This is a genomic window from Flavobacterium sp. GNP001, from assembly GCF_054343775.1.
In genome coordinates, this window is record NZ_JBTGUX010000001.1 from 1,973,598 (window position 1) to 1,996,052 (window position 22,455).

Annotated in this window: 26 protein-coding genes; 16 read left to right on the plus strand and 10 right to left on the minus strand. The window is 35.0% G+C overall.

Going from position 1 to position 22,455, the window contains the following annotated elements; all coding sequences use genetic code 11:
* Window positions 1–137: 137 nt before the first annotated feature.
* On the plus strand, window positions 138–1,085 hold the full coding sequence (locus tag ACXX8U_RS08305; RefSeq protein WP_458565448.1) for a hypothetical protein: 948 nt from the start codon (window positions 138–140) through the stop codon (window positions 1,083–1,085).
* 130 nt (window positions 1,086–1,215) lie between these two features.
* On the opposite strand, the gene ACXX8U_RS08310 is transcribed toward ACXX8U_RS08305, so the two are convergent.
* Both ACXX8U_RS08310 and ACXX8U_RS08315 read right to left on the minus strand, forming a co-directional pair.
* A complete protein-coding gene (locus ACXX8U_RS08310) occupies window positions 1,216–1,767 on the minus strand; it encodes a DUF8465 domain-containing protein (protein WP_458565449.1) in 552 nt (183 codons plus the stop codon).
* On the minus strand, window positions 1,757–1,942 hold the full coding sequence (locus ACXX8U_RS08315) for a hypothetical protein (protein WP_458565450.1): 186 nt from the start codon (window positions 1,940–1,942) through the stop codon (window positions 1,757–1,759). Before ACXX8U_RS08315 ends, ACXX8U_RS08310 begins: the two co-directional genes overlap by 11 nt.
* A gap of 91 nt (window positions 1,943–2,033) precedes the next feature.
* Here ACXX8U_RS08315 and ACXX8U_RS08320 point away from each other — a divergent pair, with 91 nt between their 5' ends.
* The 3 genes from ACXX8U_RS08320 (at window position 2,034) to ACXX8U_RS08330 (ending at window position 4,238) form a co-directional block, all read left to right on the plus strand.
* Complete coding sequence (locus ACXX8U_RS08320; protein ID WP_458565451.1) at window positions 2,034–2,321, plus strand: DUF2752 domain-containing protein; 288 nt, start codon at window positions 2,034–2,036, stop codon at window positions 2,319–2,321.
* A gap of 305 nt (window positions 2,322–2,626) precedes the next feature.
* Window positions 2,627–3,514 carry a cysteine synthase CysM gene (gene cysM / locus ACXX8U_RS08325; protein ID WP_458565452.1) on the plus strand — a complete coding sequence of 296 codons (888 nt, stop codon included), beginning with the start codon at window positions 2,627–2,629 and terminating at the stop codon, window positions 3,512–3,514.
* A gap of 49 nt (window positions 3,515–3,563) precedes the next feature.
* Window positions 3,564–4,238, plus strand: coding sequence for an SGNH/GDSL hydrolase family protein (locus ACXX8U_RS08330; RefSeq protein WP_458565453.1), 675 nt, complete (start codon window positions 3,564–3,566; stop codon window positions 4,236–4,238).
* Between the two features lie 64 nt (window positions 4,239–4,302).
* Here ACXX8U_RS08330 and ACXX8U_RS08335 read toward each other — a convergent pair whose 3' ends face one another.
* Window positions 4,303–4,716, minus strand: coding sequence for an OsmC family protein (locus ACXX8U_RS08335; protein ID WP_458565454.1), 414 nt, complete (start codon window positions 4,714–4,716; stop codon window positions 4,303–4,305).
* A 249-nt stretch (window positions 4,717–4,965) separates the two neighbouring features.
* Between ACXX8U_RS08335 and ACXX8U_RS08340 the strand changes: the two genes are divergently transcribed.
* Window positions 4,966–5,712, plus strand: coding sequence for a CPBP family intramembrane glutamic endopeptidase (locus ACXX8U_RS08340; protein ID WP_458565455.1), 747 nt, complete (start codon window positions 4,966–4,968; stop codon window positions 5,710–5,712).
* 174 nt (window positions 5,713–5,886) lie between these two features.
* On the opposite strand, the gene ACXX8U_RS08345 is transcribed toward ACXX8U_RS08340, so the two are convergent.
* Window positions 5,887–6,942, minus strand: coding sequence for a sensor histidine kinase (locus ACXX8U_RS08345; protein ID WP_458565456.1), 1,056 nt, complete (start codon window positions 6,940–6,942; stop codon window positions 5,887–5,889).
* Between the two features lie 318 nt (window positions 6,943–7,260).
* On the opposite strand from ACXX8U_RS08345, the gene rlmD reads away from it, so the two are divergent.
* From rlmD to ACXX8U_RS08360, 3 genes are all read left to right on the plus strand, one after another.
* The gene (rlmD, locus tag ACXX8U_RS08350; protein ID WP_210789047.1) at window positions 7,261–8,673 is read left to right on the plus strand and encodes a 23S rRNA (uracil(1939)-C(5))-methyltransferase RlmD; all 1,413 of its coding nucleotides are present in this window, start codon (window positions 7,261–7,263) and stop codon (window positions 8,671–8,673) included.
* A gap of 92 nt (window positions 8,674–8,765) precedes the next feature.
* Entirely contained in the window at window positions 8,766–9,287 is a 522-nt protein-coding gene (locus tag ACXX8U_RS08355; RefSeq protein ID WP_458565457.1) for a DUF6452 family protein, read from the plus strand.
* On the plus strand, window positions 9,259–10,092 hold the full coding sequence (locus ACXX8U_RS08360) for a DUF6048 family protein (RefSeq protein ID WP_458565458.1): 834 nt from the start codon (window positions 9,259–9,261) through the stop codon (window positions 10,090–10,092). Before ACXX8U_RS08355 ends, ACXX8U_RS08360 begins: the two co-directional genes overlap by 29 nt.
* 37 nt (window positions 10,093–10,129) lie before the next feature.
* Here the strand turns inward: ACXX8U_RS08360 and ACXX8U_RS08365 are convergent, their stop codons facing one another.
* Together ACXX8U_RS08365 and ACXX8U_RS08370 are read right to left on the minus strand one after the other, a co-directional pair.
* Entirely contained in the window at window positions 10,130–10,369 is a 240-nt protein-coding gene (locus ACXX8U_RS08365) for a hypothetical protein (protein WP_166137457.1), read from the minus strand.
* Between the two features lie 38 nt (window positions 10,370–10,407).
* Entirely contained in the window at window positions 10,408–11,604 is a 1,197-nt protein-coding gene (locus ACXX8U_RS08370; protein ID WP_458566398.1) for a THUMP domain-containing class I SAM-dependent RNA methyltransferase, read from the minus strand.
* A 69-nt stretch (window positions 11,605–11,673) separates the two neighbouring features.
* Here ACXX8U_RS08370 and ACXX8U_RS08375 point away from each other — a divergent pair, with 69 nt between their 5' ends.
* The 8 genes from ACXX8U_RS08375 (at window position 11,674) to ACXX8U_RS08410 (ending at window position 17,668) form a co-directional block, all read left to right on the plus strand.
* On the plus strand, window positions 11,674–12,438 hold the full coding sequence (locus tag ACXX8U_RS08375; protein WP_458565459.1) for a class I SAM-dependent methyltransferase: 765 nt from the start codon (window positions 11,674–11,676) through the stop codon (window positions 12,436–12,438).
* Between the two features lie 82 nt (window positions 12,439–12,520).
* On the plus strand, window positions 12,521–13,189 hold the full coding sequence (locus tag ACXX8U_RS08380; protein ID WP_458565460.1) for a ZIP family metal transporter: 669 nt from the start codon (window positions 12,521–12,523) through the stop codon (window positions 13,187–13,189).
* Between the two features lie 167 nt (window positions 13,190–13,356).
* Window positions 13,357–14,178, plus strand: a complete 822-nt coding sequence (gene murQ, locus ACXX8U_RS08385) for an N-acetylmuramic acid 6-phosphate etherase (RefSeq protein WP_458565461.1) — start codon at window positions 13,357–13,359, stop codon at window positions 14,176–14,178.
* A gap of 34 nt (window positions 14,179–14,212) precedes the next feature.
* Window positions 14,213–15,385, plus strand: coding sequence for a hypothetical protein (locus ACXX8U_RS08390; protein ID WP_458565462.1), 1,173 nt, complete (start codon window positions 14,213–14,215; stop codon window positions 15,383–15,385).
* A 149-nt stretch (window positions 15,386–15,534) separates the two neighbouring features.
* Window positions 15,535–15,756, plus strand: a complete 222-nt coding sequence (locus ACXX8U_RS08395; RefSeq protein WP_166137439.1) for a DUF6095 family protein — start codon at window positions 15,535–15,537, stop codon at window positions 15,754–15,756.
* Window positions 15,756–16,328 (plus strand): pentapeptide repeat-containing protein, encoded by a 573-nt coding sequence (locus ACXX8U_RS08400; protein ID WP_458565463.1) that lies wholly within the window; start codon window positions 15,756–15,758, stop codon window positions 16,326–16,328. The genes ACXX8U_RS08395 and ACXX8U_RS08400 overlap by 1 nt, the downstream gene beginning before the upstream one ends.
* Before the next feature lie 162 nt (window positions 16,329–16,490).
* On the plus strand, window positions 16,491–16,865 hold the full coding sequence (locus ACXX8U_RS08405; protein ID WP_458565464.1) for a DNA topoisomerase IV: 375 nt from the start codon (window positions 16,491–16,493) through the stop codon (window positions 16,863–16,865).
* A gap of 23 nt (window positions 16,866–16,888) precedes the next feature.
* Window positions 16,889–17,668, plus strand: coding sequence for a TerC family protein (locus ACXX8U_RS08410; protein WP_458565465.1), 780 nt, complete (start codon window positions 16,889–16,891; stop codon window positions 17,666–17,668).
* A 98-nt stretch (window positions 17,669–17,766) separates the two neighbouring features.
* Here ACXX8U_RS08410 and ACXX8U_RS08415 read toward each other — a convergent pair whose 3' ends face one another.
* The 4 genes from ACXX8U_RS08415 to ACXX8U_RS08430 are packed head-to-tail and all read right to left on the minus strand — an operon-like array spanning window position 17,767 to window position 22,454.
* A complete protein-coding gene (locus ACXX8U_RS08415) occupies window positions 17,767–20,454 on the minus strand; it encodes a DNA gyrase/topoisomerase IV subunit A (RefSeq protein ID WP_458565466.1) in 2,688 nt (895 codons plus the stop codon).
* Window positions 20,455–21,582: a PDDEXK nuclease domain-containing protein gene (locus tag ACXX8U_RS08420; RefSeq protein ID WP_458565467.1), complete on the minus strand. Its 1,128-nt coding sequence runs from the start codon at window positions 21,580–21,582 to the stop codon at window positions 20,455–20,457.
* Window positions 21,583–21,634: 52 nt separating this feature from the next.
* The gene (locus tag ACXX8U_RS08425; protein WP_458565468.1) at window positions 21,635–21,814 is read right to left on the minus strand and encodes a hypothetical protein; all 180 of its coding nucleotides are present in this window, start codon (window positions 21,812–21,814) and stop codon (window positions 21,635–21,637) included.
* Window positions 21,815–21,842: 28 nt separating this feature from the next.
* Entirely contained in the window at window positions 21,843–22,454 is a 612-nt protein-coding gene (locus ACXX8U_RS08430) for a hypothetical protein (protein WP_458565469.1), read from the minus strand.
* Between the last annotated feature and the right edge of the window lies 1 nt (window position 22,455).

Consider the following 22,455-nt stretch of genomic DNA (forward strand, 5'->3'; position numbering starts at 1 on the left):
CTCCTTTCTGATAGCAAACTTTTGAGGCAAAAAAGAGGTTCCTTAAACACAATATCTTGTTAAAAATGGGAATTTTAAAACGGAATCGATTTGATACAGATTAAAAATTATATTTTTGTTCTAAATAGACCAAAGAAATGAAAAAAATATTGAGCCTAGTAACACTAGCACTACTGTTTACCAGCTGTGATGACGGAGATTTAGTACAAGAAGACCTTAGTTTTGACAATGTTGATCCTATAAAATGTGCTAATAACAACATCATTTACAAGATAAAAGACAACGAAGCTTTTATCATTGATGCTACAGGAATTACTTTTCCTACTGAGGAAGGTAGTCAAGAAATCATTATCAGTTCGACCAATCGTATCCTATACCGCTCTTACAAAGGAACAGTAACATCAGCCACTTTCTGCGAAACGATACCGCCAGCAAATCCAATTGTAAGCAACCAATGGACCGCAAAAGAAGGTGGAATAATTGTGATTAACACTACAGCAATCAAGCCACCAAACACAACTGATAACAGTACTAGAATCACTGGATACAATCACAACATCAGTTTTAAAAACGTTACTTTTAATAAAGAAAATGGCACGCAAGTGTATGAAACATTTGCTTTTGGAAACTATAAAACCACTGCAACACCTTTGCCATTTTCATTCACCAAAGTTTTAAAGCAATGTCCTACATCCAAACAATTGTACGACAGAAATAGTGCTGAAGCGCTAATTTTAGACATCGACCCAAGCCTAATAAGCAATACACCGACACCTATAAATACTCCAAGAACAGCACTAATTGGTACTACAACAAACAAACTTACCTACCGATTATTTGGAGGTTTATTGACTGACGACTACTTTTGCAACCCTACTTATCCTGCTACACCTGTAGTGAATGAAGAGTGGTTGGGCGTAGCTGGAGTTGCCAATTCTAGCGGAATAATTGAAGTTACAACAGCCTCTTTTGGTAACGGATTTAAGCATACAATTGTTCTAAAAAAGGTAAAAATGAAGAAAGGAAATAATGATTTTTTACTAGGTGACAATTACATTTATGGCGAACTTTTAACCACAAATTAAGAGTGAAAATCGGTTAAAAAAACACTGCTTTTTTGATCTAAAAAATCCCAAATTCTAGTAGGTATTTAATACCCTAAAACTAGGATTTGGGATTTTTTTTTGCTTTCAAAAAAACGCGAAAAAAGAGCACTTACATTGCGCTTTGTTTGATAAAAACTTCGGTTGCACCTAAACCATATTTTTGATAATTGGCGTCTCTAAAATCGATATTTTCATAGCGACCCAATAAAAAATCCAATTCCGATTTTAAGATCCCTTCACCAACTCCGTGTATAAAAATGATTCTCGGAATTCTATTTCTGATTGCAAATTCAATATGTCGTTTAGCCGTTTCTGTTTGTAAAGTCAAGATGTCGTAATTTGACATACCACGCTTGTTTGGGACCAACTTTTCGATATGTAAATCAAATTCTGGAGCGGCAATTTCGTGCTTCGATTTCTTTTCTTTTACAAAACTTCTGGGTTTTGGAATTTCTTTCTCCTTTGCAACCTCACTTACATTAATTCTTTTAATGTCATTTAGTAAATTACTGGAATCGTTTACTTTAATAACTTCATTGACAAAAAATGTCATCGTAAAACCGTCCTCAGTTTCTATCGTAACTTGGTTATTTTGAACGCTCAACACGCGTCCGCTGATGGCATCATCTAATACCTCTACTCGATCGCCTTTAGTTATCATGCTCTTCTTTTTTATCTTGATTTTTACTCGGTGTTTTAGCGCTTAATCGCATCATGCCAAACATAAAAACTAGAATTGCTCCCACCATTATGTACACGTTTTTTTCTTTGCTTACCTGTTCGTTGAAAGCAACTGCTATTGCAACTACCATTATCAGAAGTACTATTTTTTTCATCTTTAAAATATCAGTTTCCAAAAGTACTGAATTTAAAATTGCCTCCTTTAATCTCAAAAAAGTTTCTCTTTTTTTTGTACTATTGTAAAATATGAAACTCGAAGAAATACAAAAATTCATGCTGCCTTGTTTAAGCAAAACGCTCTTTGGAATTGAGTGTTTGGGTTGCGGTTTTCAGCGTAGTTTATTCTTGCTTTTTCAAGGAGAATTTAAAGCCGCTTTTGAAATGTATCCCGCCATTTTTACAAGCTTAATTTTTATTGCTTCACTACTTCTGAACGCTGTTCATAAAAAAGGAAATTACTCTAGAGCAATTGTTGTTTTAGCAGTCATTAACGCATCGATTATGATTGTCGGTTACTATTACAAACATTTCTAAAATTTATTTTTTAGAGAAAAACTTGTGCGTAATTGATAATCAAATTCACTATCTGCTTTTATTACAATGAACTTTTTTAACCAATTGAATTGAATTCGTGTTTCAGCTTTTTGCACAAGCGCACCGCCGTGTAAAAATTGTTCAATACCTTTGCAAAAGATCGTGACAATCTAAATTTTAAAATTAAAAGCAAGTCGAAAATCTTCCAAATAAAATAGTCTCAATCATCTCTCAAAAGCTGAAGATGACTTTACAATTACTATGATTAAAATGAAAGATAAAAAGTGCATTACAAATTATAACAAATGAAAGCATACCCCTTACTTCAATTAATTGGCAACACGCCATTAGTCGAATCAAGTCACTTAGTAAAAAATAAAAACGTCAAACTTTTATTAAAGCTAGAAGGAAATAATCCTGGCGGTAGTGTAAAAGACCGAGCAGCCTATAATATGATTAAAGCGGCACTGGATCGTGGCGACATCAAAAAAGGAGATAAACTAATTGAAGCTACCAGTGGCAACACCGGAATTGCATTAGCCATGATTGCTCAACTTTTTAATATTGAAATCGAATTGGTACTGCCAGAGGATTCAACAATTGAACGAACTCTAACCATGAGAGCTTATGGAGCGACTGTTACCTTAACACCAGCCGAGACGGGAATAATTGGATCAAGAGATTACGCCGATCAAAAAGTAGCTCAAGGTGGTTATGTTATGCTGAACCAATTTGCCAATGATGACAACTGGAAAGCACACTACAACACCACTGGACCAGAAGTTTGGCGCGATACCGAAGGAACTGTAACTCATTTTGTGTCGGCCATGGGAACAACGGGAACAATAATTGGCACCTCAACTTTCTTAAAAGAGCAAAATCAAGCTATTCAAATTGTGGGTGCGCAACCTAGTGATGGATCTCAAATTCCAGGTATTAGAAAATGGCCTCAAGAATACTTGCCGAAAATTTTCGATGCGAGCAAAGTAGACGTCACAATTGAAGTAACCGAAGCGGAAGCAAGAGCTATGACCAAACGTTTGGCACGTGAAGAAGGCATTTTTGCGGGCATGAGTAGTGGTGGCTCTGTAGCGGCCGCTTGTAAAATAGCCGAATCAATCGAATCAGGAGTGATTGTAGCCATTATTTGTGATCGCGGGGACAGATACCTATCATCTGACCTGTTTGATTAATAGTGGCCATCTAAAACAGTAATCTTTGCAAACCTTTATATTTATGAAAATGAGCAAATTTATTCCAATTTTTATTTTACTTGTCATGACAACTACCGCTCAAGGTCAGGATTGGCCAAATTTCAGTAAATACCAATCACAAAATGCTGCACTTGTTACTACCAACAAGAACCCTCGACGAATTGTTTTTATGGGCGACTCCATAACCGAATTTTGGAGCGCAACAGATTCTGATTTTTTTTCAGGAAAAAACTATATCAACAGAGGCATTAGCGGACAAACCACGCCACAGATGTTGGTACGTTTTAGAGCAGATGTTATTGCATTGAAGCCTGAAGTAGTGCATATTTTAGCAGGAATCAATGATATTGCGGGCAACACGGGACCGTCAACTATTGAAATGATTGCAGATAATATCTTTTCTATGGCGGAGCTCGCTAAAAGTCATAACATCAAAGTGATATTATGCAGTGTACTGCCTGCCTACGATTTTCCTTGGAAACCCAATCAAAATCCAGCTGAAAAAGTTATTGCTCTTAATACGATGCTTAAAAGTTATGCCTTGGCGCACGAAATTGAGTTCATCGATTATTTTACTGCAATGAAAGACGATCGCAACGGACTTCAATCAGCTTATTCTGGTGATGGTGTGCATCCCAATAAAATAGGATACCAAGCTATGGCTCCGCTAGCAACCAAAGCTATTCAAAGAAGTTTGAAATAAAATCAATAAAAAAAGGCTCAAATTCATACTGATTTTGAGCCTTTTTTTTTAAAAATAAATCGTTCTAATTGATAAGTGTAGCGGTGCTCGATATAGTTGCGTTTAGTAACTTTGAAATCGGACAGTTTTTTTCTGCCTTTGTCACTAATTCTTGAAAAGCATCTTCTGAGATATCCTGTACTTTTGCTTCTACCGTTAAATGAGAGGTTTGTATGGCTCCATCAACAAAATCAATATCGCACTTGGTTTCTATTTGGTCTATTGCAAAGCCTGCTTCTGAAATATAAGCGGTTAATTGCATCGTAAAACAGCCCGAATGCGCTGCCGCAATCAATTCTTCAGGATTTGTACCTACACCTTCATCAAATCTTGATTTAAATGAATATTGTGTATCGTGAAGAACAGTACTTTGCGTACTCAAGTGACCTGCTCCTTCTTTTAAAGTGCCTTTCCAAACAGCGGTTGCATTTCTTTTCATAATAGTTTGTTTTTAGTTTATGTGTTTTATCAAAGATAGACGGAAGTCTTTGAATCAACTGTTTAGAACCTTTTTTTTAACACAAATTTGACGTAGCGATGCTCAACAAATCATCATAGAAGTTTATAAATACAAAAAAAAGAATTAGTAAACTAAAACAAACATTCAATCGGATTTTGTAGTAAAATAATTAACTTTGTAAGGAACAGTTCGACTTCAAAACTTTTAAGAATCATTAAAACCTTGTCAATGTCAGATTTCATCAATAAGCAACTACTTCAATTTTTATCATTTTTAAAAAACCCAAAAGACGAGGTTCCTTTGCCTACAACAATTGCATCAAAGTTTAAAATTGTTCTTTCGTTTTTTTTACTTGAAATACCTGTAATGCTCGTTTTGATTTTAATTATTGGCGGTCTAGAAAATGCTAAATTAATTAATACCGATAATCACTCCATCGAAACCTTATTAAAAACTGTTCCAACAACAGCACTTTTTTTTCTAGTTATTATTATTGCCCCTTTATTTGAAGAACTTATTTTTAGACTTTATTTGCGCTATGAAACGAATTTATTAGTTGGAACAAGCATCAGATTTAGTTACCTTTTTTATGATAGGGAAAAAGCAGCCCAATTCGATTTGGCTATGAACAGCAAATGGTCTCGGTTTTACCCGAAGATTTTCTACTTTTCGGCACTGCTATTTGGCCTTGTTCATCTCGTAAATTTTGAAATAACACCAGCAATCCTCTTACTTTCGCCTATTATTGTGGCACCGCAAATAGTATTAGGATTAGTAATTGGATATTTAAGAGTTCGTCACGGCTTTTGGACTGGATTTTTGATGCATGCTTTCCATAATTTTGTATTCGTGGGTATCAGTGTCATAGCTTTTAAAACAAATCCTGACCTTGAAAAAAAGAAAATTTCGCAGCAGAGAATCATTGAATGGAACTCAAGCCAAGAATGCAGAGTCCACAATACTTTCAAATACTAAAAAGTACTTCAGGTAAAAAACGATAATACATAGTAATTATAACGAAAATAAAATTTTCCCAAACAAAAGATTGTGAGGTTTAAAATCATGAGCCACTTTGGAGCACAATAAGAGCATCAGCAAGGCTTTTCTCTCTCAAAAACAGATAATTTAAACTTTCCAAATAAAAACATTTTAGTCAAAACTAGGTAAGCTAATTGTAAATGTAGCTCCTTTATTTACCCCAACACTTACAGCAGAAATTTCTCCGTCAAACTTCTCTACAATTTTCTTGCAAAGATAAAGCCCAATACCGGTTGAATTTTCTCCGGCGGTACCAGTTCTGCTCCTACTTGTGAATTTTTGAAATAGCTCAGGTACTTTGTCAGGATCAAAACCAATTCCATAATCTTTTATTTCAAAAATAATTCTCTGGTTTCTTTCAAAAACAGAAAACTCAATATGACTATTTTCAAATGAAAACTTGAGCGCATTAGCTACGACATTTACTAAAACTCTGGTCAGTAAATCAACATCAATTTTTAGTTTTACTGACAGCAATTTTATGTTTTGTTGAAATTTAATATTTTTAGATTTTAATTTAGCCTCCATTTCAAGTTGTATTTGTGCAACAAGAGAATCAATAGAAACAGGGGTTAATTTTTTACTTTTTTTAGATGCCTCTTCTTCTGCATGAATTAGTTTAATAAAAGAACCAATCATCTCTAATTGCTGCGTCATTGAATCCTCAATTAAATGTGCAAACTCAGTCACCTCTGCCGATCCTTTTTCGTCAACGATCAAAGTTGCAAGTGTTTTTGCATTTGCAGCAAAAGCTCTAAGATCATGCGATAAAAGATAAACTAAATCTTGTTTGTCATCAATAAAACGTTCATTTTCAATAACAGCACTTTGTATATTTGCCAAAAGCAACCCTGCCTCATCCTGAAAATTTGTAGGTAACTGCGGGATAATTCTTTTTTTACGATATTTACTCAAAGCCTTAGAGGCCAATTCAATTGGTTTAATTAATAATTTAAGCGCCCATAAAGTAATTGAGGTGGCAAGTAAAGTAACCACCAGAATGAAATAAATGGCAGACTCTGCAGAAAAATGCTCTTTGCCAAAAAGTACAAAAAACACCAATCCAATTAAAGGCAAGTGAATTCCAACAAAAGCAACAAACAAAAATTTGAAGGCATACCTTTTTCTAAGAAAAGAAATTTTTGATAACTGACTGTAAAATTGCATTATATAAATTTTAAATGTAAAAATGGAAGCTAAACGAAAATAATTAAAATCAATAAGCTATTTCTTATTTAAATGATAAGAAAAAGTTAAAGCTTTTATTGCAATTGAAATGAGGTACGATGAAATTACTTACTTGGTTTTAGAAATAGACAAAATAGCACAAATTGATTAAAATTATGGAATTATACAGTAATCGAACAAATTTATTAAAGTTATAAACTCCATTAAGCAAGGACATCCTTTACTTGAAAATAATAGGACTTAAAAATATTTCACAATTTAAATTCAAAAAACCATTCAATCCCTTATTTTTGCAGCATGGCTAAGAAAAATACAGACAAAGTTGTCTTTCATCAAATAAAAGTCCTTGATGCTGGTGCAAAAGGCGTTTCGGTAGCAAAAGCTCCTGATGGTAAAGTAATTTTTATCCCGAATGTAGTTCCGGGTGATGTAGTTGATGTACAAACCTTTAAAAAGCGTAAAGCGTATTACGAGGGTAAAGCTGTGCATTTTCATGAATATTCAACACATCGCGTTGATCCTGTTTGCGAGCATTTTGGTGTTTGCGGAGGATGCAAATGGCAAAACATGAACTACAACCAACAATTATTTTACAAACAAAATGAGGTTCAAAACCATTTACAACGTATCGGAAAAATTGAATTACCAGAGTTCGAAAACATTCTTGGTTCTGAGAAGAAGTTTTTTTACAGAAACAAAATGGAGTTTTCTTTCTCCAATAGTCGCTGGTTGACTCAAGCCGAAATCGACAGTACAGACGATTTAGGTAACCGCAATGCCCTAGGTTTTCATATCCCGAAAATGTGGGATAAGATTTTAGACATTACCAAATGCCACCTTCAAGAAGATCCATCAAACGCGATTAGAAACGAAGTACGTGACTTTGCTAATGCAAACGGATTGACATTTTTCAACCCGAGAGAGCACGCTGGATTGCTAAGAACTTTAATGTTGCGTACAGCTTCTACCGGAGAAATCATGGTGTTGATTCAGTTTTTTGAAGATAACAAAGAACAAAGAGAATTATTGCTTGATCATTTATACGCTAAATTTCCGCAAATTACTTCTTTACAGTTCGTAATCAACAACAAGGCGAACGATACTTTATACGATACAACCATCGAATTGTACAAAGGAAGAGATTACATCCTTGAAGAAATGGAAGGTTTAAAATTCAGCATTAATGCCAAGTCTTTTTACCAAACCAACTCTGATCAAGCTTACGAATTATACAAAATTACGCGCGATTTTGCAGGACTTACTGGCAACGAAGTAGTATATGATTTATACACTGGAACTGGAACTATTGCGCAATTCGTGTCTAAAAAAGCGAAAAAAGTAATTGGTGTAGAGAGTGTTCCTGATGCGATTAAAGACGCCAAAGCAAATGCCGTAAGAAACGAGATAACCAATTGTGAGTTTTTTGTTGGAGATATGAAAGTGGTTTTTAATGACGCTTTCATTGCGCAACACGGACAACCTGATGTTATTATCACTGATCCACCACGTGACGGAATGCACAAAGATGTTATAGAGCAAATCATGAAAATTGCGCCTCAAAAAGTTGTTTACGTAAGTTGTAATTCGGCTACACAAGCTCGTGATTTGGCTTTGATGGATGAAAAATACAAAGTAACTCGTGTGCGTCCTGTAGATATGTTTCCACAAACGCATCACGTTGAGAATGTTGTTCTTTTAGAGCTAAGATAAACGCGATAGTCACAACCTTTTGTCAAAATTAGCTGTGTAAAAACAATAATTTTGCTTTAAAAATGTTTGCCATCAAGTACAAAAATATGCAAATGAAAAAAATAGTAGTGTTCATCATGCTCTTGGCATGTGCTTTCTCATCTTGTGAAAAGGATGATATTTGCGATGCGAATACACCAACCACTCCCCGACTCATTATCGAGTTCTATGATTTCGATAATCCTTCGGTGCTTAAAAACGTATCCAACTTGAGAGTCATTGGCCAAGGAATGACAGAACCGCTATTGTTTGGTGGTGCTCCTACTACTAGCGGAAGCAAAATTGCTTTGCCCTTGCGAACTGTCGGTACCACCACAACATTCAGCCTTACACTCAACTCCGGAAATTCAAATCCTGCTTTAATTGATGAAGATATCATCCGTTTTGACTACAGCACACAGGAGTTATTTGTATCAAGGGCGTGCGGCTACAAAAGTATCTTTACATTAGACCCAACCAAGCCTTTTACGCATACAGACCCTATTGCGGCTAACCAAAGATGGATCCGATTTATTTCAGTTGAAAAAAACAGTATAACTAACGAAAATGAAACACACCTTAAAATCTTTTTTTAGCAGTTTGCTTTTCTTTTCGATAGCGATCACTACTGCACAAGAAACAACAACCAAAGGAGAAATTCCGAAAGCACCAAAAGCAAATACTGCTGCACCTGCAGTTAGTAATCAAAAACCGCTGAGCAATACAATTATCAATGATACAGTAAAAAAAGCTACTGTGGTGCCTCCCAAAACAGATCGTTATGGAATACGAGTAGGTCTTGATTTGTACAAAATTACAAGAGGTTTATATGACCGCGATTACAAAGGATTAGAACTTGTTGGAGATTACCGCTTGACTAAAAAATATTTTTTAGCCGCAGAGTTAGGTAACGAAAACAAAACCACTGATGACGATCGTGTAAACTTTACCACAAAAGGTTCATACTTGAAAGTAGGTTTTGATTACAACGGCTACGAAAATTGGCTGGATATGGAAAACATCATTTCGATTGGTTTACGCTACGGCTTTAGTACTTTCAATCAGCAATTGAATACGTATCGAATTTACAATGCCAATCCGTATTTTCAAGAAACACCAACTATAGCTTCTGGACGAAAATTTGAAGGATTGTCAGCAAGTTGGATTGAAGTAGTGGCAGGAATAAAAGCGAAAGTTTTTGATAATGTTTTTATGGGATTCAGCCTTCGTTTAAACCGATTGGTTACTAATAAAGAACCTGATAATTTTTCAAACTTGTACATTCCGGGATTCAACCGAACTTACGATGGTAATTTTGGAGTTGGATTTAATTATACCGTGACGTATTTTGTTCCTATTTTCAAAAAGAAGGTAGCACCAAAAGTAGTCATAAAAAAATAACCGCCAATTGGCGGTTATTTTTTTGATGCAGTTTCAACTACGATCCTATTTCTTTAAATCCTTTTACAAAAAGCCATTTCATATACAGCTTCTCGCCATCTTTGGTTTTAACGGCTTGAAATTTAGGCGCGATTAATGTTCCTATTACAAATGCAGTTAGCGGGATCCAAATCCCTGTTAAATTGGTGTATTCTGCAATGGCGTAACGCGCTGCGATAAATAAAACCGCAAAACTAGCCAATTGATAAACAAATGCTTGTACTTGTTTTTTTGTCATTTCTTTATTTTTTTGAAAATATAAATCAACTTATAAAATTAAGCTTCTTCTGCTGCTTGCTCACCGTCAGTTTTACCAACTGCTGCAAATTTCGTTCTCTTACTACCTTCGTACATTTCGTATTTAGCCAAGCGAGCTTCTAAACCAGCGTTAAATAATTTAATTTTACGAGAAGGTTTCAATCCCACAAACTTTAAGGCTTCTAGATTTGCTGTAATCATCCAAGCATTGGTCCCCGGATAATTCTTCTTTAGCGTATCTCCTATATTTTTGTAAAATGCTTCCATGTGAATATCCAAACGCTCATCATACGGCGGATTGAATACGATATGTAATTTGCCCTCAGAGGTTTTTTCCGAATCAAAAAAGTTAGCTTCGCTTATAGATATATAATCCTCAAGATTAGCATTCTTGATGTTTTCTTTTGCTTTTAAAACCGCACTTGGCGCTTTGTCATAGCCTTTGATGGTATAATGAAACTCACGCACACGCTTAAGCAAACTATCCGTTATGGCATCAAATAGGTCATTATCCCAGTCGTTCCATTTTTCAAATGCAAATTGTTTTCTGTTGATATTCGCCGGAATATTACAAGCAATCATTGCTGCTTCGGCCAAGAAAGTCCCTGACCCACACATTGGATCTAAAAAATCCGATTGCCCATCCCAACCAGAAAGCAATAAAATACCCGCTGCCAACACTTCATTAATAGGTGCTATATTGGTAGCCGTTCTATAACCACGTTGGTTCAACGCATTTCCAGAAGTATCTAATGCCACCGAAACTTGATCTTTGTCAATATGAATGTTGATGCGTAAATCAGGATGAACTTTGTCAATACTTGGGCGTTGTCCTGTACGTTCTCTAAACTGATCTACAATAGCATCTTTACATTTTTGAGAAACAAACTCCGAGTGATTAAAATAGGTAGAATGCACCGTTGTATCAATCACAAAAGTTTGATTGGCTTGCAATAATTTTGACCAATTCATGCTCGCAATCCCACGATACAAACCTTGCTCATTATTGGCTTTAAAGAAATATATAGGTTTTAAAATTTTCAAAGCCGTACGCAAAGACAAATTCGCTTTGTACATAAAACCTTTATCCCCTTTAAAACTAACCATTCTTACACCTTGCTCCACGTTTTGTGCGCCAAGCATTTGCAATTCTTTTGCTAATATTTCTTCAAAACCAAAAAAGGTTTTGGCAATCATTTTAAAATTATTTTCCATCGTAAAATCAAGTATTCGTTGCAAAAATACACTAAATTTGCATCAATCGAATTAATTGAAAAAGAATAAATGTCTGCAGATCAAAATACGTCTCAAGAAAACCAAGAACTTTCTAAAGCCAATTGGTACACTTCCTGGTTTGACACTCCTTATTACCACATCCTTTACAAAGACCGTAATTACCGAGAAGCACAGCTTTTCATGGATAATTTAACACACTACCTTAACTTACCCGAAAAAGCCAAAGTATTGGATTTAGCTTGCGGCAAAGGCCGTCATTCTATTTACTTGAATCAATTAGGATTTGATGTTTTGGGTGCCGATTTATCTACCAACAGCATTGAAACAGCCAAGAAAAACGAGAACAACCATCTGCACTTCAAAGTACACGACATGCGTGTTCCTTTCGAAGAAAAATTCGACGCTATCTTTAATCTTTTTACCAGTTTTGGGTATTTTGAAAATGACGAAGACAATTTAACTACCCTAAAAGCCATCAAAGAAAGTTTATCTGAGTACGGCTTTGCAGTGATTGATTTCATGAACGTCAATCAGGTACTGAACACATTGGTACCCGCAGAAACAAAAACTGTTGACGGAATCGATTTTCACATCACCCGTTACTTGAAAGACGGACATATTTACAAAGAAATTCAATTTCAAGACCAAGGGCAAGACTACCATTTTACCGAAAAAGTAAAAGCACTCACCCTAACCGACTTTGAAACCCTTATGGAAGAGGCCGGAATTTATCTCTTAGACCTTTTTGGCGATTATAAATTAAAAAAATTCCATAAAACAGAGAGCGAACGATTGATTATGATTTTTAAATAGGAAACAATTGTTTTTGTACCCAACTGCATTTTCAACTCACTTTTGCAGCACAATACAACAATTTATTCGTTAACTACGTACCATGAATTACCTATTGCCCTTACTTTCTGTTTTAATTGGTTACCTCATAGCACTCGCTCTTAAACCAAAAAACAAAACCAACTTAAAATTACTACTCGCCTTTAGCGGGTCGTTTTTGTTGTCGCTTACAGTCATGCACTTGTTGCCTGAAATTTACGAAAGTAGCATAAGCAATATCGGTTTGTTTATCATGTTAGGGATATTGTTCCAAATTATTTTAGAATTCTTCTCCAAAGGCGCAGAGCACGGACACGTACATGGCAAAGCCAGCATGAGCCAAATTCCGTGGTTGCTATTCATCAGTTTGTGCATTCATGCTTTTCTCGAAGGCTTTCCAGTAAGCCATCACCACGATTTAGCATTAGGAATAGCCATACATCACCTACCAATCGCCATTATTTTGACCACCTTTTTCATTAACGGAAATCTCAATAAAACGGCCATCTTTTTCTTCATGATCACTTTTTCAGTCATGACGCCACTTGGCTCACTTGCCGCTGATTATTTGCCATTCATTACTCAATACACGACTCAAATCACAGCCATAGTCATCGGAATCTTATTCCATATTTCCTCCACCATTATTTTTGAAAGTAGCGAAGGCCACAAATTCAATATCGCCAAGGTTTCCATGATTGTAATTGGTATTGCATTGGCATATTTTTTATAAATTTACAAGGTGGGCGTGCCCGCCAAAAAAAGGCGGTCGGGCTATTCGTTGCAATCTTTTTTCATTTCGCTGCCGCTTCATGATAAAAAGGATTTCCGCTTTTATCCCTCACGCGCGACCCAAATAAATAGAAAATTTTGTGCTTTGGCACCCAAAATACAACAGCAATGGAATTTACAAAAACTACCGAACAAGCCTCCAAATACGACCATTTAGAAAAAATGTCGGTTCAGGAATTGTTAACCAACATCAACCAAGAAGACCAAACCGTACCACAAGCAGTGGCAAAAGCCATCCCGCAAATAGAAGCGCTTGTTAATGAAATAGTGCACAAAATGCAGCAAGGCGGGCGTTTGTTTTACATTGGCGCAGGAACATCCGGCCGATTAGGAGTAGTTGACGCCTCCGAGTGTCCGCCTACTTTTGGAGTTCCATTTGATTTGGTTGTGGGTATCATTGCAGGTGGCGATGCTGCAATACGCAAAGCCGTTGAAAATGCCGAAGACAATGCCACACAAGCTTGGCTTGACTTACAAGCATTCAATATCAATACCAATGATGTCGTTATTGGAATCGCTGCTTCAGGCACTACGCCATACGTAATTGGCGGTTTACAGGCTTGCAACCAAAATAACATTACAACCGGAAGCATTTCATGCAATGCCAACAGTCCGCTTTCGCAAACCGCACAATTCCCTATTGATGTGGTTGTAGGTCCTGAATTCGTAACCGGAAGTTCACGAATGAAAGCCGGAACAGCACAAAAACTAGTACTAAACATGATTTCGACTACAAGTATGATTCAGCTTGGTAAAGTAAAAGGAAACAAAATGGTCGATATGCAACTCAGCAACAACAAACTTGTAGATCGTGGCATTAAAATGATCATGGATGAAATTCCAGTGACCTATGAGCAAGCATCTGCCTTACTGTTGGAACACAAAAGTGTAAGACAAGCGGTGATGAATTATACTGTATCAAGGTCGTAGATAGCCGTTATTAGGCCTAAAAAAAAACAAAAATGTGAATCAAGATAAAATTTTTAAAGGACTAGATTTTTCAACAGATTTTGCTGTTGAAGATTGGAACGCTTTAATAAAACTTAAATTCAAAAAATACATACCAAATGAAAATTTAATAGAAGAAAACAAAGAAGTTTTAAGAACCGAAATTGTAAATTATATTAGAGTTGCAGTAAAAAACGAATATTTAGAACTTTTCGAATGGACATTAAAAATATATACTGATTGTATAAACTTTAATAAGAAAGAAACAATTAATGTTATTTCAGAATCATTTGACGAAATTTGTAATACTGATTATAAATGGATGACAAATGTATTAACTCAACCAAATATTGAGGAATTTGCAGAAAGAGATAAAATTACTTTTTATTTTAAAATTATAGATGAAACATTAGAAGGAGTTTTTAAACCACGCTTCAAACTATTTGATAAATTAACTAACTTCTTAATAACCCAAAATATAATTGATAATTCAAATTATGATTTTGGAAAAATAATTTCAGATTTCCCAAAACAATATGAAATTGATGCAAAACTTTTTTTAAAAGATCCAATACATTCAATTTCAACAAGTCAGTGGCGAAATATTTCAGCACATAAATCATTTACAATTAACAAAGAAAATATTAAAGTTGAATACGGAAAAACAAACAAAAAAACTGTTTTTATACAATTTGAAGATTTTTACAAAATAGTATATTGGACGCAAGACATATATCGAGTAATCCGATTATCTCAAGTTATTACTTGTCTAAACTATATGAAAGAAATTATTGGCAATATTGGCGTTTCAGAAAAATCTAATCATCGTTTTGAATCTTCACTTTTAAATTTAGTTCATAATATGCAAATAGTAGGTTTTGAATTTATTTCGACTGAAATTGAAAATGAAACATTTTGTTTAAAACTTAAAGGAAAAAAAGAACACGATTTAAAATCTTCACTTATTCACGCATCGCAATGTTTGGACCAACTTTCCTGTGCTCTTTACGATGATGTTTTCATAAGAGATAACTACAATAAAGCAAAAATTATAATTTTTAACGAACATACTAATGATATTGGTTCTGCGACAATTCCAATAGTTGTAGCATTAAAAAAAGTGAAAAGTGAAATAAATATAAATGAATATCTTGCCAATATGGAATTTGAAATAAAAAACAATACCTAAAACATGTAAGACAATCACTTTGCTATTTTTAAAGTAATGACAAAATTGTTTTGTATTCGGAAGTTATTAAACCTAAAACAAAACGCAAAGTACAATCAAACCCGCAGTAGCAACAAAAACAACAATTACAAACTGCATAAACTATCACTATGAGCACCAATAGAGTACTTTTATCCAAAGGAGTTAAATATTTAGCGGGTTCGTTGCCGTTGTTATTTATAGGACCGTCCTTGATTTACAATGCCTTTATGAACCAAGGAAATGTTTGGCATTATTTAATTCTTGCCATAGGCATTGCAGCCTGCGGTGCCGCGATGTATTGCATGTTTAAAGGTCTAAAAATAATCATGCAAAGCTTATTTAACGATTAATGGAAGAATTACTCTATTTTCAAAAAAAATTCGATAAAATCGTGCTGCCTTCTTACAAACTCACCAACCGTGAATTTGAAGATTGTGTTTTTACTAACTGCGATTTCTCTTCAAGCAATTGGTCGCAAACCACTTTTATGGATTGCGAGTTTATCGATTGTAATTTGGCCCTAATTCAAACCGCTGGCTGCAGTTTCAAAAATGTACAATTTACCAATTGCAAATTGCTAGGCATTGCTTTTGACCAATGTGCTGATTTTTTGTTTCAAGTTAGTTTTCAGGATTGCAACCTTGATTATGCCTCTTTTGCCAATAAAAAAATGCCGAAAACTAATTTTATTGCGTGTTCGCTTAAAGAAGTAAGTTTTGTTGGCAGTACTCTTACAGGCTCTAGTTTTGAAGATAGTATGCTTGAAGGCACTATTTTTAACAATACGCAACTAGCCTCAGTAGATTTTACCAAAGCAAGTAATTATAAGATTGACCCCGAATACAACCCGATGCGCAAAGCCAAATTTTCGGCGCAAGGAATTGTGGGATTATTGGATAAATATGATATCAAAATAGTTTAATTTTACCCCAGATGGCAGTGAAAACAGGGTTGCTGTTTTTTGCGTTCTTTTTCTTGGCCAAAAAGAGCGACCAACGGAAGCTCCTTTTGGGACAGTAGAAAAAAAGCAAAAAACGCAACACGTTGCAACGAACAGCTGGAATTGGTTCTAAAAAAAACAAGAATGAAAAAAATTATTGCATTAGTAAGTATTTTTATGTTGGCTTCCTGCTACGAGCAAGAACACAATTGTAAGGATTTTAAAACTGGAAAATTCAAGTTTGAATACGAGGTAGATGGCGTTAAGAAAACGACTGTTTTTGAGCGCAACGATAGTATTGAAATTGAAACTTTTGAAGGAAAAACAGATACAGCCAGTATTAGATGGGTGAATGATTGCGAATATGTTTTGCTCAAATTGCATCCAAAAAATATGGCCGAAGAAAAAGCAATTGGTATGAAAATTTTAACCACCACTAAGGATTCTTACACATTTGAATTTGGGATGGTAGGCTCCGATGCTAAGCAGCGCGGTACGGTAACGAAAATTAATGATTAAAGTAGACTTTTAAACACTATAAAATGGAAGTATTTTTGAACCCAGATGCTTGGGTAGCCTTATTAACATTGACTTTTCTTGAAATCGTTTTAGGAATTGACAATATTATTTTTATTTCGATTGCAACGGGTAAATTACCAGTAGAACAACGCAAAAAAGCTACCAAAATTGGAATGTTTTTGGCCATGTTCATGCGTATTGCGCTATTGTTTGGTATCAATATTTTGATTCAAATGAAAGAGCCTTGGTTTCATATTGATTTATCTTGGTTTTCGGCTGGAATTACGGGACAAAGTTTGATTCTGTTTGGCGGTGGATTATTCTTAATTTACAAAAGTACCAACGAAATTAGAGAGAAAGTAGATGAAAAAGGCCATGAAGAAAAAGAGTTAAGCAAAGCCGCAACAAAGTCGTTTCAAAATGTAATTTTTCAAATTATTTTAATTGACCTTGTATTTTCTTTTGATAGTATTTTGACTGCTGTGGGAATGACCAATGGCGTTGAAGGTGCACTTTATATTATGATTACTGCCGTTATTATTTCAGTAATGGTGATGATGCAGTTTGCAGTTCCAGTTGGGAATTTTGTAAACAAACATCCATCGATTCAAATTTTAGGATTATCTTTTTTAATTTTAATTGGAATGATGCTACTTACAGAAAGTGCGCATTTATCTAACGCTTTAATCTTTGGAAGTCATGTGACTCCGGTACCAAAAGGCTACTTGTACTTTGCCATTTCGTTCTCATTGTTAGTAGAAGTACTGAATATGAAAATGAATAAAAGCAAAAGTAAATCGTGAGAAGTGATTTGTGATTTGTGAAAATGATTTCATTTATAAAATAGAATGCCCCCAAATAGCGTAGCACTGTTTGGGGGCATTTTTTATGGAGAATAAAATTAATCTAAACTCATGGTGATTTGACCATCATCATCAAGTTGTACAGGACCGGCATCTTCATCGCTTAAAACAGGTGTTTCAGGCACCTCTTCTACGGGTTCTTCGTATGGCAGTGGATCTAGCAAATTGACTTGTTTTAATTTATCCGTAGTCAATTGATTACCTTGTGCTTTGAATCCTTTTACGGCGATAAAAGCCTCTACATCTACAATTTGATTTTCTTTTTGAACTCCTTTTACTTTTGCAAAAACTAATTCGGCAACAGGTCTGTAATCAGTCGAAACAATTTCGAGTCTTGAATTAGCATGCTCTGAGATGAAAGCTTCTTCTTTGTTTTCGGTTTCTACCAAAAAGCGTTTGATGTAGTAGCGCTCTTTTTCACCGTCATAATAAATAGCAGAAATAGGTTTTTTCGGATTCCATTTCTCTAAAACAATCATGTCTTGATCAAAGTGTGTCGTTAATTCAGGTGTAATCACTTTTAATTTACCTGATTGCGACACGATCAAAATTTTGTCTGAAGGTCTGAATTCACCTAATAATTCTCCGCGTCCATCAACATTTAATCGTTGTACTGTATCGTCAAACCAGACCTTACGAGGTAACAAAGTAGAAATTCCTTTTTCTTTCAGTTCAATCTTTTTGATTGGATATTTAGTCACTAAATTCCCTTTTGAACTTCGTCCTTTGATGGCTAAGTTGGCAAAGTCAATATCAAATTTCAATTTTTTGATCGTTCCCACCTGACGCAGCAAAATGGTAATTACCTCAGCCTCTCCGTTTGGATTGCATGAAAAGTAAACTATTTGGGATCCGGCAGTTTCATTGGTTAAATCATACGCTTTGTCACGAGTAACGCCCGATACATTGAAACGTTTGATGTACGATGGACCAGATTTTCCATCGCGGTAAATCAAGTTGTAAATAGTACGTTTGTCGCTCTTATCAAAAATAGCTACGTGAATAATATCTTTTCCTACGAAAGTCTTTGCATCAACTTTGGTGATCATCATTTTTCCATCGCGCAAAAACACAATCACATCGTCAATATCCGAACAATCGGTAACGTATTCGTCTTTCTTTAAACTCGTACCCACAAAACCTTCTTCGCGGTTGACATAGAGTTTGGTGTTACGTAAAACTACTTTTGTTGCTTCGATATCATCAAAAATACGTAATTCTGTTTGGCGTTCGCGTCCTTTACCGTATTTCTCTTTCAACTTGGTGAAATACGCTATTGCAAAATCATTTAAGTTTGCTAAATGATGCTCTACTTCTTGCATTTCAGCTTCTAATTTGGCAATCATATCATCAGCCTTATCCGAGTCAAATCGGGTAATACGAATCATTTGAATTTGCGTTAGTTTCTGCAAATCGTCATCATTAATTTCTCTGACAAACGATTTTTTGAAAGGCTCAAAACGATCGTACAAATATTTATAAAGCGACTCTCTGTCTGAGTATAATTTGAAATCAATGTACATTTCTTCTCGAATAAAGATTTTTTCGAGCGTAGAAAAATGCCACTTGTTTTTTAATTCTTCAAGCTGAATTTCGAGTTCTTGTTTTAATAAATCAACTGTTCTGTGTGTTGAAATACGCAACATTTCAGAAACCCCAATAAACAAAGGTTTGTTATCTTCAATCACACAGCCCAAAGGCGCTACCGATGTTTCGCAAGCTGTAAAAGCAAACAAGGCATCAATGGTTTTGTCTGGAGAAACTCCTGGGAAAAGATGAATTAAAATTTCAACTTCAGCAGCAGTATTGTCTTCAATTTTTTTGATTTTGATTTTGCCTTTTTCATTGGCTTTCAAAATACTATCAATCAAAGTAGTTGTATTGGTCGAAAACGGAATTTGTGTAATCACCAACGTATTTTTATCTAATTGAGCAATTTTGGCACGTACTCGTACACGCCCGCCACGCATACCGTCATTGTAATTCGATACATCAGCAATACCTTGTGTCATGAAATCAGGATACAACGTAAACGCTTTTCCTTTTAATATTTTGATCGAAGCGTCAATTAGCTCATTAAAATTGTGCGGCAGTACTTTCGTGGAAAGTCCTACTGCAATACCTTCTGCTCCTTGCGCCAAAAGCAACGGAAACTTTACCGGAAGATTGTTTGGTTCTGCACGACGACCGTCATACGAAACACCCCAATCAGTAATTTTTGGAGAATACAAAACCTCCAAAGCAAATTTAGACAAACGCGCCTCAATGTAACGCGAAGCCGCAGCGCCATCGCCTGTTAGGATATTTCCCCAGTTTCCTTGGCAGTCAATTAATAAATCTTTCTGGCCAATTTGCACCATGGCGTCACCAATACTCGCATCTCCGTGTGGGTGATACTGCATGGTGTGCCCTACTACATTGGCTACCTTATTATAACGGCCGTCATCCAACTCTTTCAGCGAGTGCATGATACGGCGTTGAACGGGTTTGAAACCATCTTCAATAGCAGGTACGGCGCGTTCCAGAATTACATACGAAGCATAATCCAGAAACCAGTCTTTGTACATGCCCGTAACCTTGGTTATGGTATCGCCTTCTTCGTTATTGTTTTCGTAAAAATGCTGCATGCCACTCGAGGTTTTTATGTCTTCGAAACCAGCGTCGTTGCTTACATCTTCATTTTCGTCTCCCTCAGGAATTGTATTTTCGTCTTCTTCGTCTTTCATTTATTTTGATTCCGAAATTAAATGTATTAAATCTTCTCTGCTAGGCAGAATTGTTTTGTATTTACTGGCAAATATTTGCTCATTATTTTCAGGCAAAGTATACTCGACAACCAAATCGCTTTTGTTTTGGCAAAGCACAATTCCAATCGTTTTATTTTCATCCTCCAAACGCATTTCTCTGTCATAATAATTGACATACATTTGCATTTGTCCTAAATCTTGATGCTTTAGTTCCCCTATTTTTAAATCAATTAGAACAAAACATTTTAATATTCGGTTATAAAAAACCAAATCGATTCGAAAATGTTTATCATCAAAGGTTATTCTATTTTGTCTCGCTACAAAAGTAAAACCGTGACCTAATTCTAATAAAAAATGCTCCAGTTTATTAATGATTTCCTCTTCTAGTTCCGATTCGGAATACTGATGCAATTCAGGTAAGCCTAGAAATTCTAAAATATAAGGATCTTTGATAATGTCTTTTGGTTTCTCAATAATTTGACCTTCTTCAGAAAGCTTCAAGATCCCTTCTTTATCCCTGCTTAAAGCCAATCTTGTATAAAGTGCCGAATCATATTGTCTTTTTAACTCACGAACACTCCAGTTGTATTTTTCGGCTTCTATTTCATAGAAACGTCGCTCCATTAAGTCTTCAATTCGTATTAAAAAAACATAATGTGTCCAAGTTAGTTTGAAAAACGAAATCAGCGACTGCGTTTTTTGATTTTCAGAAAACCCAGTCACTGACTGAGAAATCTTAGTATTCAATTCCCCAGTCATTGACTGGGATTTTTGAATTTGTAAAATTCGAGACACTGTATCGGAAATTGAGTAAGTCAAATAAAACTTTCTCATACTCTCTAAATTAACAACAGAAAACCCTTTCCCAAACTTAGTAGTCAACTCTTTAGAAAGTCCTTTCAATAATTGCTTCCCATATTCAGCTCGGTTGTTTCCATTTTGTTCTTCTTCAACAATCATTCTTCCAATTTCAAAATAGGTATACACCATTGTTGAGTTTACAGTACGTAGAACTTGCGTTCGAGCATTTTGTAGTAACCCAACAACTTGAGAAAATAAAACTTTATTTTGAAGCTTTTCCTCGAATATACCTTCTTCGTTTTTCATTAAATATATTCTATTGAATAATAGTTGTGTATATTTTTTTTATCTTATCCAGCTAAAAAGAATAGTTCTCCTTACAGATATGTTCCACAACTTCTACTTTCTTTCCTTTTGCATCAACGTGATTTTTAACGATTTTGCCGCACTCTTTATGATCATTTGATAAATTAATGAAAAATAATACTGAAACAGCTAGAGTAAAAATTGAGCCTAATATTAGAGTAATTTTGTTCATACTTCCTTTTTTAATTAATGTTTGTCAATTAGTTAAAACCTTTGCTTTTAAAAAAATTATATTCTTTTGCTCCATTTCCATCTCCATATTCCACAAAAAGTTTTATTCCAAATTTTCGAAAAAGCTCAGCCATATCAGCATAACAATATTTTTGAAATCCTTCCAAATTTCTTGAATTTCTTGAACCAATACAACTCGTACAAAACTCATTGTAACCAATAATTCTATTCTTTTCATCTCTAAACAATATCATATGCCTTGGATTATAACACCCAGCTTCCATCTCTTGGGGAATACAAGTATCACTTATCAACAGATTAATAAGCTCTTTCTCTTGGCTTCTATTTAAAACTACTCTCTCTTGTATCATTGTACTATCAAAAGTAAGTTTATAATTATCAACTAGTGCTTTATATGAAGTTGACTCGTCCTTATATTTTATAGTATCCCAAACTACTCTGTTATAATAAGAAACCAATTCAATCTTAGAGAACTTCTTTATTGGAAAATCTCTTTTATTAATTATTTTACTAATTGATTTTTCAATAGGAATCCCTTCCGACTCCAATTGTTGCTGTCCATTTTCATTTTTACAACAAACCAATAATAAAATAGCAACAAAAAATATTATTCTCCGCATA